This is a genomic window from Scandinavium tedordense, from assembly GCF_024764965.1.
GTDB classification, from domain to species: Bacteria; Pseudomonadota; Gammaproteobacteria; order Enterobacterales; family Enterobacteriaceae; genus Scandinavium; species Scandinavium tedordense.
Window position 1 is genome coordinate 147,214 of record NZ_JALIGG010000054.1, and the last position, 13,211, is coordinate 160,424.

Below are 13,211 nucleotides of genomic sequence, written 5' to 3' on the forward strand. Positions count from 1 at the left end.
TATGTCCTGTCGTCAGTCATTCAGAATCTGTGCCAGACAGTTCGCCACCGCTGCGGGATTTTCCCGATGGGCATTGTGTCCGGCGTGAGGAATAAGGTGGCATGGCGCAGCCAGTTCTTCCGCCAGTGCACGGAATTTAGCGTCGCGTTCACCGCATAGATATAAAAATGCATAGTCACCTGAAGCATAGCCACGGGCGGCGAGCGCCGCGCGTAAATCAGGCTGCACTGCAAGCGAGGTGGCGAGCAGCATGTCGGACAGCCGCGGGCCATTGTTGTCGGCGCGTAATGCCACCAGTGTCTGGCGCTGTGCGTCGGTGAGTGAGGCAAATACCGGCTGACGGTACCAGGCATCGAAAACGTCGGCCAGCGGTTCGTGGCGAAAGCGCTGGGCCCATTGCGTATCGGACTGCAGGCGCGCTTCACGGGCGGCTCTATCCTGTAAGCCAGGATGACCACCTTCGACAACCAGCCCTTTCAAACCGGGGAGTTTCTCCTGATTTGCCGCAACCATCGCCACACGCCCACCCAGCGAGTAACCAATCAGCCAATAATTTAGGATGTTGTAACTAATCAACGTTTCCTGCAACGCCCGGCACACATCGTCGAAATTCGTCACTGAAATTGCCGCTGACCCACCGTGACCAGGCAGGTCGATATACAGCCGAGAAAACTCAACGAGTTTTTCTCCTACCGCCTGCCATTCACGATGATCGCCCGAAAAGCCGTGCAGAAACACCAGCCACGGCTGGTTCGGGGCACCTTCTCGGGCAACGGCGTGGAGCGTCATAGCTGGCTGACCTGCGCCAGTAATTTTTGCAGCGTCTGCGCGCCGTCGGTGTCGTTGACCACCAGCTCAATCACCGTGGTCACCGGCTGACGCCACGCGCCATGCAGCGCTTCTTCCAGCGCAGTCCAGTTTTCCGGGCGGTGATAGCGCAGGCCGAACATGTTTGCCGCGTGCTCAAAATGGACGTTTTGCGGCATCAGATAGAATCGTTCACGTTCTTCAGTCGGCGTCGGCAGCAGCGAGAAAATCTGCCCGCCATTGTTGTTCACCACGATCAGCACGAGCGGGGCGGAAACCTGGCGCAATAAGGCCAGACCGTTGAGATCATACAGCGCCGAGAGATCGCCCATGATGGCCAGCGTCGATTTGGCACTGCCGCGCTGGACGCCTGCGGCAGTGGAAATCAGCCCGTCGATGCCGCTCGCGCCACGATTGCTGTACACCGGGTACCCCGCCGGAAGCTTGCCCAGGGCGTCGATCAGACGAACCACGAGGCTGTTGCCGACAAAAAGCTGGCCCTGATCGGGCAGATATTCACTGATACGATGCGCCAGTTGCGCTTCGCCGAACGTTTCACGCTGGGCAACAACGGCCTGCCACGCCAGCTCTGACAGGTACGGGATATCCACCGTCCAGGGCTGGCGCTGCTCTGCCGGATGCTGTTCCAGCCAGGCGCCTACTTTGCACACCAGGCGACGGCCGCGGTGATGCGCCGGGTCGAGCCGGCCAGGAAGGTTGTCCACCAACCAGTATTCATCCGGTTCGCAGGTAGCTTGCCATTGCAGGAGGCGCTTGCCCGTCAGGCTGCTGCCGAACTGCACTACTATTTGCGCCTGCGCCAGTTCGGTGACAGCGTTGGCATTTCCGAGCCAGAGATCGGCACACGGTAGCGGTTGTCCGGTTTGCGACAGCACGTCGCTTATTAGCGGCCAGCCGAGCATTTTCGCCCATTCAGCCACTTTCTTTCCTTCCGCCGCGCTCATGCGCCCGGCCACCACCACGCCCCGCTTCTGTCGCCAGAAAAACCAGTCGCGCTGCTTTTCACTTTCCAGCTGCAGCCCTTCGCGCAGCCACGGCTTGTCGCTTTGCCACCAGTTGCCGAGCGCTTGCTGCCAATCGAGTCCGGTATCGTCCATTTCGCCGTACAGCGGTTCTGCGAACGGGCAGTTGATATGTACCCCGCCGCTGTGCAGTTGGCCCAACGCGTTATCAATCGACGACACCAGCCAGCGGGCCGGAATGTCGTGGCTCGGGCGCGGCAGAGACAGCGTTTGTGACGGATGCGAACCGAACATGCCAGGCTGGCGAATCGCCTGATTGGCGCCACAGTCGATGAGTTCTGGCGGTCGGTCGGCGGTCAGCAGAATGATTTTTTCGCCCGTCAGTCCCGCTTCAATCAGCGCGGGATACAAATTGGCGACTGCCGTTCCGGATGTGACAATCACCGCCACCGGCTGTTGGCTTGCCTTTGCCAGCCCCAGCGCCAGATGGCCGAGGCCACGCTCATCAAAATGGGTGTGGGCTATCAGAGCGCGGTTTTCCGCCGCCGCCAGCGTTAATGGCGTCGAGCGAGAGCCCGGCGCGATGCATACGTGCTGCACGCCGTGGCGAATTAATGCTTCCAGAATCACCGCCGCCCAGCGTCGGTTAAATGCGCTTACTGACATGAGATTGTCCGGTATCAATTTTGCGTATAATTATAGATGAGTGATTCCGACAGGTTATTGATATTCGTCGGTTATCGGATAAGCAAGGAGCGTAATCCTGCTGCTTTTTGGGTGATTTCCTGCCATTCCTGTTCAGGATCGGAGCCGCGAACAATCCCGGCTCCGGCATATAATCGCGCCACGTCGCCGGTGACTTTCGCCGAACGCAGCGCTACGCAGAATTCGCTTTGTTGCAGGCTGAGATAGCCCGCGGAGCCGGCGTACCATTCGCGGGTGAACGGCTCATGATGCTCGATAAACTGCCGGGCCTGCTCGCGCGGGAGCCCAGCCACCGCAGCCGTCGGCTGAAGCTGAAACAGGCAGCGTTCGTCGTCAGGTTTTTTTAGTTCGGCCTGAATACAGCGTCTGAGATGCTGCACTTTTCGCAGGCGAATCACCTGCGGCGGCAGCACTTCCAGCGCGCTGACGTCCTGCTGCAAACGCTGGCATATGTCTTCCACCACCAGCAGATTTTCACGCTGATTTTTATCATCGCGCATTAGCCAGTTAGCAAAATTCTGCGCCTGCTTATCGTCCGGATGGCTCGCCACTGTGCCCGCCAGCGCTTCAGTATCGAGCTGTTGTCCGTGACGACGCCAGAGCCGTTCCGGCGTCGAGCCCAGAAACGCGCTTTTTGCATCGAAGGCCATCAGAAAATGGGTGCAGTTGAGATTGACGCGGCGGCTCGCGGCCATCATTGCACCGGCGTGCAGCGGCGCGGCGAATTGCAGATCTGTGGCGCGGGCAAGCACGACTTTCTCCAGTTCACCTGTAGCGATAGTGTCCGTCGCGGTTTCAATCAAGCGCAGCCAACCCGCGTGATCAGGAAAATGGCGTTCGCCTTTCAACTCGCCGCTTAACAGGGGCAACGGATGAGCAGGCAGCAAGGCGGTTAAAAATTCCCACGCCGCACGGGCATCTTCTCGCAACGACGAATCGCTACTGAGCGTCAGGCGTAATAAGGCTTTTCCCGCATCGCGCCGCCATTCCAGACGCGGCAAAAACAGTTCACCCGTTTCCGGCTCAAAGGCGTTGAGGCCCCAGATGCGAAGCGCGGTTTGCTGCTGCTGAAGAAAGGCATTGGCGTGAGGTAACGAGGTAAAGCGACGCACGGCGCCGAGAGCGGCAACCTCTTCCTGGCCGCTGCGATGCTGCCAGTAAAACTGCGGGAATATCGGCTGACTGCAAAGCCAGCTCAGGGGATCAAAAGCATCATTGAGAGGAAAAGGTGTGTCGAAAATTCGCGAGCCAGGTGCATCAGGCATGTCGTCAGACAGAAAACCCAACAGGTTTTCCAGCGCAGCGGTAATGGAATGCACGCGAACCTCTCTCTGATAAAAACCACACATTATATACTCTAAATAATTCAAGTTGCAGGCAGGCGGCAAACCTGCGAGTCCCCAGGAGCTTACCTAAGTAAGTGACAGGGGTGAACAGGTGTAGCCAACGCACATGCAGCGTGAAGGATGACGAGTATAAGGGGTACTGCCTGAAAAATGCAGTACCCATGACGAGGGAGTGGATTTTTACCGACGTGCTTAGACGACTATCGACGCGCTAACAGCAGCCCCAACACCAGCCCGACGGCGGCACCGACGCCAATGCCCTGCCAAGGTTTGTCGTGTACGTAGTCATCAGCACGGGTTACAGCCTGTTTAGCACGGTAATAATAGGTGTCTGACGCCTGGCTGACGCGGGACTGTACATCCTGTAAGGCCTGTTCGGCCCGGAGCTTAAGCTCAATATACTTCTGGTCCGCGGGATCGCCCGAGGAGCTTAAGACCTCTTCCAGAGTGTCACTCAGCAAAGCCAGATCGTCATCAATACGTGATTCATAAGAATGATAAGCCATCAGTTTTCTCCATGGTTAAACCTGTCCGCTAACTATAGACAATGGTTCAGGAGTTCGCTTCCCGCGCCATGCCGATATGCGGGATGCCGTCTTCATCATAGACATCGGTTACCGGGGAGAATCCAAAGTGGGCATAGAACGGTTGCAGATGCGCCTGTGCACCCAGATACAGCGCCTTCAGCGGCCAGTTTTGCTGGCAGCTGGCAAGGGTCTGTTCCATCAGCTTATAGCCCAGTTTTTCGCCTCGTACCGCGTGGCTGATAATCACCCGACCAATCACTACCGGCTCAAATTCCTCTTCGCTTTTCAGAATCCTCGCATACGCCACCAGCTCTCCATCACGCCAGCCGAGGATATGCCGGTTCTCACCCAAGAGATCGTCACCGTCGATATCCTGATAAGGACAGGTCTGCTCCACCACGAATACCTCACAGCGTAGCTTGAGCAAAGCATACAACTGCGGGACGGTTAACTGACTGTGGTGAAGATCGTTCCACTGAATCATATTGTGCTCCGTTATACTGTCGTTTTAATTTAACGCTTCGAGGACACTGCGTTATGGAATTGATTTTTCTCGGGACATCCGCAGGCGTACCGACCCGTCACCGTAATATGACGTCGATACTGCTGAATTTGCAACAACCTACGCTGTCGCAAATGTGGCTGTTTGACTGTGGCGAAGGCACGCAGCACCAGTTTCTCAAAACCAGCCATCATCCGGGAAAGCTCGATAAAATTTTCATTACTCACCTGCACGGCGACCATTTGTTCGGGCTGCCGGGCCTGTTGTGTAGCCGTTCGATGCAGGGCAATCCGTCGCCACTGACGATTTTTGGGCCAAAGGGCATTAAAGAATTTGTCGAAATGGCGCTGCGCCTGAGCGGTTCATGGACCGATTATCCACTCACCGTTGAAGAAATCAGCGCCGGTGAAGTGTTTGACGATGGCCTGTTTAAGGTCACCGCGTATCCGCTTAATCACCCGGTGGAATGTTTTGGTTACCGCATTGAGCAGCACGATAAGCCTGGCCCGCTCGACGCTCAGCGCCTGCTGGCCGACGGCATTAAAGCCGGGCCGCTGTTCCAGCAGCTGAAAAAAGGACAGACGGTTGAGATGCCGGACGGGCGTAGGGTGAACGGTCAGGATTATTTAGGGCCCAGTACGCCAGGCGTAAAACTGGCAATTTTCGGTGATACCGCTCCCTGCCCGGCCGCGCTGGCGATGGCGAAAGAAGTGGATGTGATGGTGCATGAAACCACACTCGAACACGAGATGGCAGAAAAAGCCAACAGCCGTGGGCACTCCTCCTCGATTCAGACCGCCGAACTGGCGCGCGATGCCAACGTTAGCAAATTGATTATTACGCATGTGAGTTCCCGTTATGACTGGGAAGGCTGTCAGCGCCTGCTGGCAGAGTGTCGAAGCGTGTTTGAGCCGTGCGAGCTGGCGGAAGATTTCAGCGTGTTCCCTTTGGCTTAACTTTTATTTAATTTTGCCGATAACAGAGTAAAGGCTCGACCCGACTCTTTACTCTGAGGGCAATATGGATAATTTCCAGAAAGATATCGACGACAGGGCTAATTTGACCCTGTCGAACCGCTTCGAACTGCTGCTGTTCCGCCTTGGCGCATCAGAGGACGGCGGCAAGTCAGAACTGTTTGGCATTAATGTTTTCAAACTGCGCGAAATCGTGCCAATGCCCTCCTTTACTAAACCCGCGGGCATTAAGGCACCGGTGATGGGTATGGTGAATATTCGTGACCAGATTATCCCGGTGATTGACCTGCCGTCAGTGCTGGGCTGCAAAGCGGAAAGCGGGCTGAACATTCTGCTTATCACCGAGTACGCCCGCAGCGTGCAGGCGTTTGCCGTGGAGTCGGTGGAAAACATTACGCGCCTCGACTGGACCCAGGTGCACACTGCGGAAAAAGCGGTGAACGGCCAGTACATCACCAGCATTGCTTGCCTCGACAATGAAAAAGACAGTAATAACCTGGCGATGGTTATCGACGTGGAACAAATTCTGTATGACATTGCGCCTGCCGACCACGACCTGCATGCCACACGCCTGACCGCGCCCAAACAGCGTATCAAACCGGGCGCTACGGCGATCGTCGCTGAGGATTCGAAGGTGGCGCGGGCGATGCTGGAGAAAGGCCTGCAGGCGATGGAAATCCCGACCAGGATGCACGTTACCGGGCTACAGGCTTGGGAGACTATCGAAAAGCTGGCGAAAGAAGCGCAGGACGAAGGCGTGCCGGTGACCGATAAAATCGCGCTGGTGCTGACCGACCTCGAAATGCCGGAGATGGATGGCTTTACCCTGACGCGTAAAATCAAATCTGACCCGCGCCTGAAAGCCATTCCGGTCGTTATCCACTCGTCGCTGTCGGGCAATGCTAACGAAGACCATATCCGCAAAGTGAAAGCCGACGGTTATGTGGCGAAGTTCGAAATTAATGAGCTGTCATCGGTGATTAAGGAAGTGCTCGAGCGTGCCGAGCGCCGCGAAGAAGGGCCACTGATTAGTCGGCTGCATTCGGTTTGATAACAACACTGCCATAAAAAAACCCGCCGAAGCGGGTTTTTTATTTTTACATCATCGGCATCGCCATCTGAACGATACTGATCAGCGGCTGCGGGTAGATACCGAGGATCAGCACCAGCAGCGCGGAAATCAGTACCACAATCCCACCAGCGCTGTATTGCCAGTTCGACGGTGCATCGCGGTTCAGCTGCTGTGGCGCTTCCAGATACAGGCTCACCGCTACACGCAGGTAGTAGTAGAGACCAATCGCAGAGCCCAGTACCACCGCCGCCGTCAGCCACCACAAGTGCGCCTGAACACCGACGGCAAGCACGTAGAACTTACCAATAAAGCCGAGGGTCATCGGGATACCGGCCAGGGAGAGCATCATCACTGTCATCACCGCTGACAGGATTGGACGGTGCCAGAACAGACCACGGTAGGAGTACAGAGAATCTGCATCCGGGCCACGGTATGGACTGGACATCAGGCTAACCACGCCGAACGCGCCGAGGCTGCTGAACAGGTAACCGGCCAGGTACACGCCAACGGCTTCCATGGACATCTGACCGCTGTGCAGCGCAATCAGCGCCACCAGCAGATAACCCAGATGTGAGATGGAGGAGTAGCCGAGCAGACGCTTGATGTTAGTCTGGCTCAGCGCCATCAGGTTACCGAAGATGATTGAGGCGCAGGCAATAATGCCCAGCACCACGCGTACTGCTTCGCTGTCACCGACGGGTGCGTACAGGAACAGACGCATAACCACGCCGAAGATGGCGATTTTGCTCGCGGTTGCCAGGAAGGTGGAAACCGGCGCAGGCGCACCCTGATACACATCTGGCGTCCACAGGTGGAACGGAACCAGAGACAGTTTGAAGCCAAGACCAACAATCATCAGACCGAGGCCTGCCAGCAGCAGCGGCTCGTGCAGCATGTTGTCCGCAAGCAGCTTACCCAGTGCCAGGAACGACAGACTGCCAGAGTTCGCGTACACCAGCGCCATACCGAACAGCAGGAATGAAGACGCTGCGGCAGACAGAATGGTGTATTTGATACTCGCTTCGAGCGAGCGCTTTTGACGGTACGCGTAGCCAATCAGACCGAACAGCGGCAGCGAGATAAGCTCGATACCGAGGAACAGCGCAGCCATGTGATTAGCGTTAGCCAGCAGAATCCCACCCAGTGCGGCAATCAGCACCAGCAGGTAGAACTCTTCTTTGTTGTCGTAATAGCCCTCAAGCCACGGATAGGCAAAAGTACAGGTGGCGAGACTCGCCAGCAGCACCAGCCCGGTGTAGAGCATGGCATAACCATCGACGCGCATCAGCGGCGTCACGTCCATTGCGCCAACGTGGCCAACAAACCAGAGCGACAGCAGCGCGACGTTCAGGCCGATGACCGACAGCGTGGCATTGAAGAAATGATTGCGTCGCCACGCAATGGAGAGCATCACAACCACCACCGTCAAGCCGACGATCAGCAGCGGTAGCAGTGCGATCAGTTGTTGTGGAGTTATTGTCATGGCGATTTACGGCCTTGTAGTAGAAACAGAATTAACAAACCACTGCTGAATATTGCCCATCGCAGCATGAGAAGTGTCGAGGATCGGCTGTGGGTAGAACCCGAGCAGAACCAGCAGCACCACTAACAGCAGGACGATAAACAGCTCGCGCAGCGACATCCCTGGCAATTCTTTGGCAGCAATTTCGCTTTTCGCTTTACCGAAGTAAGCGCGATGCAGCATCGCCAGCGAGTAAACAGACGCAAAGACCAGACCGAAGGTTGAAATCACGGTGATACCCGGCACAACGTGGAAGCTGCCGAACAGGATCATGAATTCACCGACGAAGTTACCGGTACCCGGCATACCCAGCGTCGCTACTGCGAAGAACATGGACAGCGCAGGCAGCCATTTAATTTTGCTCCACAGACCGCCCATCATACGCATATCACGCGTGTGCAGACGTTCGTACAGCTGACCACACAGAATGAACAGACCCGCCGCGGACAGACCGTGCGCAATCATCTGAATCACTGCACCCTGGTATGCCAGCTGACTACCGGTGTAAATCGCAATCAGCACAAAGCCCATGTGCGATACGGAGGTGTAAGCAATCAGGCGTTTGATATCGTATTGCGTGAAGGCCATCCACGCGCCGTAGAAGATACCGATGACACCCAGCCACATAGCGATTGGGGCAAATTCGGCAGACGCGTTCGGGAACAGCGGCAGAGCGAAACGCAGCATACCGTAGGCCGCGGTTTTCAACAGGATGCCCGCGAGGTCAACAGAACCCGCAGTTGGTGCCTGTGAGTGCGCGTCTGGCAGCCAACCGTGCAGCGGAACCACCGGCATTTTCACCGCGAACGCGATGAAGAAGCCGAGCATCAGCAGATATTCTACGTTGTGGGTCATCGGCGTTTTCAGCAGCTCTTCGTAGCTGAAAGTCCAGACGCCCGAGGCGCTGTAATGTACGAATACCAGCGCCAGGATCGAAATCAACATCACCAGACCACTCGCCTGGGTGTAGATGAAGAACTTGGTCGCCGCCGTGATACGCGTTTTACCGTCAGAGGCTTTGTGGCCCCACAGCGCGATCAGGAAGTACATCGGAACCAGCATCATCTCCCAGAAGAAGAAGAACAGGAACATGTCGATGGCGAGGAACACGCCGATTACGCCGCCCAGGATCCACATCAGATTGAGGTGGAAGAAGCCCTGGTATTTTTCGATTTCACGCCAGGAACACAGCACTGCCAGCACGCCGAGCAGACCGGTCAGGACCACCATCAGCAGCGACAGACCGTCGAGTGCGAGATGGACATTAATGCCAAAGCGTGGGATCCACGGCAGAATAAATTCAGACTGCCATTGCGGAAGGCCAGTGGCTTGCGTCAGAGAGTAGCCGCCCTGCAACCACAGTTGCAGGGACAGGGCCAGCGTCAGTCCCATTGTAATCAACGCGATCCAGCGCGGCATCTTCACGCCGAAGCGTTCGGTCTGCCAGCATAAGAATCCGCCGATGAACGGGATTAGTATTAGCCAGGGTAATAACATGGCGATCTATATTCCTTTTCTGTCAACTCAACGCAAAACCATCAGCAGCGCGAGAACAACCACCGCGCCAATGCTCATGGATGCCACATACCAGCGCAGATAACCGTTCTCGCTGACCAGCAGGCCTTTACCTGCAAAGCGGGAAAGAATGGCCGGGATATTCATCAGACTGTTCAGCGGATCGCGTTTCAGCAGCCACGCAATGCCCAGATACGGTTTGACGAAAATCATGTCATACAGCCAGTCGAAGCCCCACGCGTTGTACCACCAGGTTCCGAGCAGACGGCCCGGTGCGCTGTTGGCAATCGCGGTAACCAGCGTACGTTTACCCAGCCACAGCCATGCGGCAATCAGGATGCCGGCAATCGCAACAACCCCGGAAGTGATTTCCAGCGTCAGTACGTGGCTATGCGCAAGTTCAGTCGTCTGCGGCAGTACACCTTGCAGCGGTGGCACAATCATCGCGCCAACGAAGGTGGACAGAACAAGCAGCACGATCAGCGGCAGGTGATGGGTAATGCCCTTCCCTGCGTGAGCGTGGATCTGCTCTTTGCCGTGGAACACGATGAAGATCATGCGGAAGGTATAGAGCGACGTCATGAACGCACCCACCAGACCCGCCACCATCAGATTGACGTGACCGTTAGCCATCGCACCGGCAAGGATTTCGTCCTTACTGAAGAAGCCTGCGGTAATCAGTGGCAGTGCAGACAGCGCTGCGCCCCCGACCAGGAAGCAGACGTAAACCAGCGGAATCGACTTCCGCAGGCCACCCATCTTGAAGATGTTCTGCTCGTGATGACACGCCAGGATGACTGAACCAGAAGAGAGGAACAGCAGCGCTTTAAAGAACGCGTGCGTCATCAGGTGGAAAATCGCCGCATCCCACGCCTGTACGCCCAGCGCCAGGAACATGTAGCCAATCTGGCTCATGGTGGAGTAAGCGAGTACGCGTTTGATGTCGGTTTGTACCAGCGCGGCGAAACCTGCCAGCACCAGCGTAACCGCACCGACGATCCCGACCAGATGCAGAATTTCCGGGGTCATCAAGAACAGACCGTGGGTACGGGCAATCAGGTAGACGCCCGCGGTAACCATGGTCGCGGCGTGGATCAGCGCAGAAACCGGCGTTGGACCGGCCATTGCATCCGCAAGCCAGGTCTGCAACGGCAGCTGTGCAGATTTACCGACCGCACCACCCAGCAGCATCAGCGTCGCCCAGGTCAACATGTTGTTGCCCGCTTCGAAGTGCGCAGGAGCCAGTTCAACCATTTCGCGGAAGTTCAGCGTGCCCAGCTCGTTGTAGAGAATGAACAGCGCGAACGCGAGGAAGACGTCACCCACACGGGTCACGACGAACGCTTTCATTGCCGCGGCGCCATTCTTCGGATCGGTGTAGTAGAAACCGATCAGCAGATAGGAGCACAGGCCCACGCCTTCCCAGCCCAGATACATCAGCAGCAGGTTGTCACCCAACACCAACACCACCATGCTCGCAATGAACAGGTTGGTGTAGGCGAAGAAGCGAGAGTAACCCTCTTCACCGCGCATGTACCAGGAAGCGAACATGTGGATAAGGAAGCCAACGCCGGTCACCACGGAGAGCATGGTCAGCGACAGGCCGTCCAGCACCAGGTTGAATCCGATGTTGAAATCACCGACTGACATCCAGGTCCACAGTGGGACGCTGATTGCCTGTTTGCCGTTAGCGAAGAAATCAACGCCAACAAACGCGGTGACCAGCGCCGCCAGGCCGACAGACCCCATGCCGATGGTAGCGGAAACGTTTTCCGACCAGCGGCCACGGGAGAAGGACAGCAGTAGGAAGCCAATCAATGGCAAAATGATGGTTAAGGCAAGCATGTTCATCCACGCAACTCACTTACTGAATCGATGTTCAGGTTCTGGCGGCGACGGTGGAGCTGCAGCAGCAGCGCCAGGCCAATACTCGCCTCCGCAGCCGCAAGGCTGATAGCGAGGATATACATTACCTGACCGTCGGTCTGGCCCCAGTAGCTGCCGGCGACCACAAAGGCCAGCGCAGCGGCGTTAATCATGATTTCCAGACCGATCAGCATAAACAGCAGATTGCGGCGGATAACCAGACCTGTCAGACCGAGAACGAAGAGGATCGCGGCGAGGATCAGTCCATGTGTTAAGGGGATCATGCGCGCTCCTCCGGTTTTCTTTTCGCGCTATCGTTCGAACGGTTGCTCAGTACTTCACCGGCACGCTCTTCGCGTCCCAGGTGGAAGGCAACAACCAGGCCCGCCAGCAGCAGCATGGAGGCCAGCTCCACCGCCAGTACGTACGGACCAAACAAGGCGATACCGACTTCTTTAGCGCTGATAGCGTTGCCTTCGATGCCCTGGTCGCTCACGCCCAGGATACCGTAAACAATCACCGCCAACAGGATAACGGACAGCACACCAGGCCCAATCCAGACCTGCGGCTTCAGCCACTGGCGTTCCTGCTCGATTTCAGCTCCGCCCAGGTTCAGCATCATCACCACGAATACGAACAGAACCATGATGGCCCCGGCATAGACGATAATCTCCAGCGCACCGGCGAAGTACGCACCGAGCGAGAAGAACACCCCGGCAATCGCCAGCAGTGAGATGATCAGGTACAACAACGCATGCACCGGATTGGTGTGCGTGATGACCCGTAGCGTGGCCAGGATGGCGACCAGACCACAAATATAAAATGCGAATTCCATTGCCCCTCTCCTTACGGTAACAGGCCCTTGACGTCGATAGGCTTGGCTTCGTTCTCTGCTTCGCCCTTATCTTTGCCGTCGATTGCCATACCCGCCATCCGGTAGAAGTTATATTCCGGGTATTTGCCCGGACCGGAAATCAGCAGATCCTCTTTCTCGTACACCAGATCCTGACGCTTGTATTCACCCAGTTCGAAATCCGGGGTCAACTGAATCGCCGTGGTTGGGCACGCTTCTTCACACAGACCGCAGAAAATGCAGCGTGAGAAGTTAATACGGAAAAACTCTGGGTACCAGCGGCCGTCTTTAGTCTCTGCTTTTTGCAGAGAGATACAGCCAACCGGACAGGCTACCGCACACAGGTTACAGGCTACACAACGCTCTTCCCCGTCCGGATCGCGCGTCAGCACGATACGGCCACGGTAGCGCGGTGGCAGATAAACCGGCTCTTCCGGATACATCTGCGTTTCGCGTTTGGCGAACGCATGCATCCCGATCATGCAGATACTGCGAACCTGGGTGCCAAAGCCCACTAATAATTCTTTTAAGGTCATGGT

The 13,211-nt window shown here is 56.5% G+C and carries 13 protein-coding genes; 2 read left to right on the forward strand and 11 right to left on the reverse strand.

What is annotated here, in order from left to right:
• Positions 1-12: 12 nt before the first annotated feature.
• The 5 genes from menH to MUU46_RS09670 form a co-directional block, all read right to left on the reverse strand.
• On the reverse strand, positions 13-789 hold the full coding sequence (gene menH, locus MUU46_RS09650; protein ID WP_258965414.1) for a 2-succinyl-6-hydroxy-2,4-cyclohexadiene-1-carboxylate synthase: 777 nt from the start codon (positions 787-789) through the stop codon (positions 13-15).
• Positions 786-2,456 carry a 2-succinyl-5-enolpyruvyl-6-hydroxy-3-cyclohexene-1-carboxylic-acid synthase gene (menD, locus tag MUU46_RS09655; protein ID WP_258965415.1) on the reverse strand — a complete coding sequence of 557 codons (1,671 nt, stop codon included), beginning with the start codon at positions 2,454-2,456 and terminating at the stop codon, positions 786-788. The genes menH and menD overlap by 4 nt, the downstream gene beginning before the upstream one ends.
• A 71-nt stretch (positions 2,457-2,527) precedes the next feature.
• Positions 2,528-3,814 (reverse strand): isochorismate synthase MenF, encoded by a 1,287-nt coding sequence (gene menF / locus MUU46_RS09660; protein ID WP_258965416.1) that lies wholly within the window; start codon positions 3,812-3,814, stop codon positions 2,528-2,530.
• Positions 3,815-4,041: 227 nt separating this feature from the next.
• Entirely contained in the window at positions 4,042-4,347 is a 306-nt protein-coding gene (gene elaB / locus MUU46_RS09665; RefSeq protein ID WP_258965417.1) for a stress response protein ElaB, read from the reverse strand.
• 46 nt (positions 4,348-4,393) lie between these two features.
• On the reverse strand, positions 4,394-4,852 hold the full coding sequence (locus MUU46_RS09670) for a GNAT family N-acetyltransferase (RefSeq protein WP_159761982.1): 459 nt from the start codon (positions 4,850-4,852) through the stop codon (positions 4,394-4,396).
• A 53-nt stretch (positions 4,853-4,905) separates the two neighbouring features.
• On the opposite strand from MUU46_RS09670, the gene rnz reads away from it, so the two are divergent.
• Together rnz and MUU46_RS09680 are read left to right on the forward strand one after the other, a co-directional pair.
• Positions 4,906-5,826 (forward strand): ribonuclease Z, encoded by a 921-nt coding sequence (gene rnz / locus MUU46_RS09675; protein ID WP_258965418.1) that lies wholly within the window; start codon positions 4,906-4,908, stop codon positions 5,824-5,826.
• A gap of 64 nt (positions 5,827-5,890) precedes the next feature.
• Positions 5,891-6,895 carry a chemotaxis protein gene (locus tag MUU46_RS09680; protein WP_258965419.1) on the forward strand — a complete coding sequence of 335 codons (1,005 nt, stop codon included), beginning with the start codon at positions 5,891-5,893 and terminating at the stop codon, positions 6,893-6,895.
• A 46-nt stretch (positions 6,896-6,941) separates the two neighbouring features.
• Here MUU46_RS09680 and nuoN read toward each other — a convergent pair whose 3' ends face one another.
• The 6 genes from nuoN to nuoI are packed head-to-tail and all read right to left on the reverse strand — an operon-like array spanning position 6,942 to position 13,208.
• Positions 6,942-8,399, reverse strand: a complete 1,458-nt coding sequence (gene nuoN, locus MUU46_RS09685; protein ID WP_159761985.1) for an NADH-quinone oxidoreductase subunit NuoN — start codon at positions 8,397-8,399, stop codon at positions 6,942-6,944.
• Between the two features lie 6 nt (positions 8,400-8,405).
• A complete protein-coding gene (gene nuoM, locus MUU46_RS09690) occupies positions 8,406-9,935 on the reverse strand; it encodes an NADH-quinone oxidoreductase subunit M (protein WP_159761986.1) in 1,530 nt (509 codons plus the stop codon).
• 27 nt (positions 9,936-9,962) lie between these two features.
• Entirely contained in the window at positions 9,963-11,804 is a 1,842-nt protein-coding gene (gene nuoL / locus MUU46_RS09695; protein ID WP_110509261.1) for an NADH-quinone oxidoreductase subunit L, read from the reverse strand.
• Positions 11,801-12,103, reverse strand: a complete 303-nt coding sequence (gene nuoK / locus MUU46_RS09700; protein WP_097161765.1) for an NADH-quinone oxidoreductase subunit NuoK — start codon at positions 12,101-12,103, stop codon at positions 11,801-11,803. Before nuoK ends, nuoL begins: the two co-directional genes overlap by 4 nt.
• Complete coding sequence (gene nuoJ, locus MUU46_RS09705) at positions 12,100-12,654, reverse strand: NADH-quinone oxidoreductase subunit J (protein ID WP_110509259.1); 555 nt, start codon at positions 12,652-12,654, stop codon at positions 12,100-12,102. Before nuoJ ends, nuoK begins: the two co-directional genes overlap by 4 nt.
• Before the next feature lie 11 nt (positions 12,655-12,665).
• Positions 12,666-13,208, reverse strand: a complete 543-nt coding sequence (gene nuoI / locus MUU46_RS09710; RefSeq protein WP_110509257.1) for an NADH-quinone oxidoreductase subunit NuoI — start codon at positions 13,206-13,208, stop codon at positions 12,666-12,668.
• Positions 13,209-13,211: the final 3 nt, after the last annotated feature.

Excerpts from the sequence above, each read along its gene's own strand:
- nuoN (WP_159761985.1), bottom strand. The coding sequence starts at position 8,399 with ATGACAATAACTCCACAACAACTGATCGCACTGCTACCGCTGCTGATC.
- menD (WP_258965415.1), bottom strand. The coding sequence starts at position 2,456 with ATGTCAGTAAGCGCATTTAACCGACGCTGGGCGGCGGTGATTCTGGAA.
- MUU46_RS09680 (WP_258965419.1), top strand. The coding sequence starts at position 5,891 with ATGGATAATTTCCAGAAAGATATCGACGACAGGGCTAATTTGACCCTG.
- nuoI (WP_110509257.1), bottom strand. The coding sequence starts at position 13,208 with ATGACCTTAAAAGAATTATTAGTGGGCTTTGGCACCCAGGTTCGCAGT.
- nuoM (WP_159761986.1), bottom strand. The coding sequence starts at position 9,935 with ATGTTATTACCCTGGCTAATACTAATCCCGTTCATCGGCGGATTCTTA.
- rnz (WP_258965418.1), top strand. The coding sequence starts at position 4,906 with ATGGAATTGATTTTTCTCGGGACATCCGCAGGCGTACCGACCCGTCAC.
- menH (WP_258965414.1), bottom strand. The coding sequence starts at position 789 with ATGACGCTCCACGCCGTTGCCCGAGAAGGTGCCCCGAACCAGCCGTGG.
- nuoL (WP_110509261.1), bottom strand. The coding sequence starts at position 11,804 with ATGAACATGCTTGCCTTAACCATCATTTTGCCATTGATTGGCTTCCTA.
- nuoJ (WP_110509259.1), bottom strand. The coding sequence starts at position 12,654 with ATGGAATTCGCATTTTATATTTGTGGTCTGGTCGCCATCCTGGCCACG.
- MUU46_RS09670 (WP_159761982.1), bottom strand. The coding sequence starts at position 4,852 with ATGATTCAGTGGAACGATCTTCACCACAGTCAGTTAACCGTCCCGCAG.
- elaB (WP_258965417.1), bottom strand. The coding sequence starts at position 4,347 with ATGGCTTATCATTCTTATGAATCACGTATTGATGACGATCTGGCTTTG.
- nuoK (WP_097161765.1), bottom strand. The coding sequence starts at position 12,103 with ATGATCCCCTTAACACATGGACTGATCCTCGCCGCGATCCTCTTCGTT.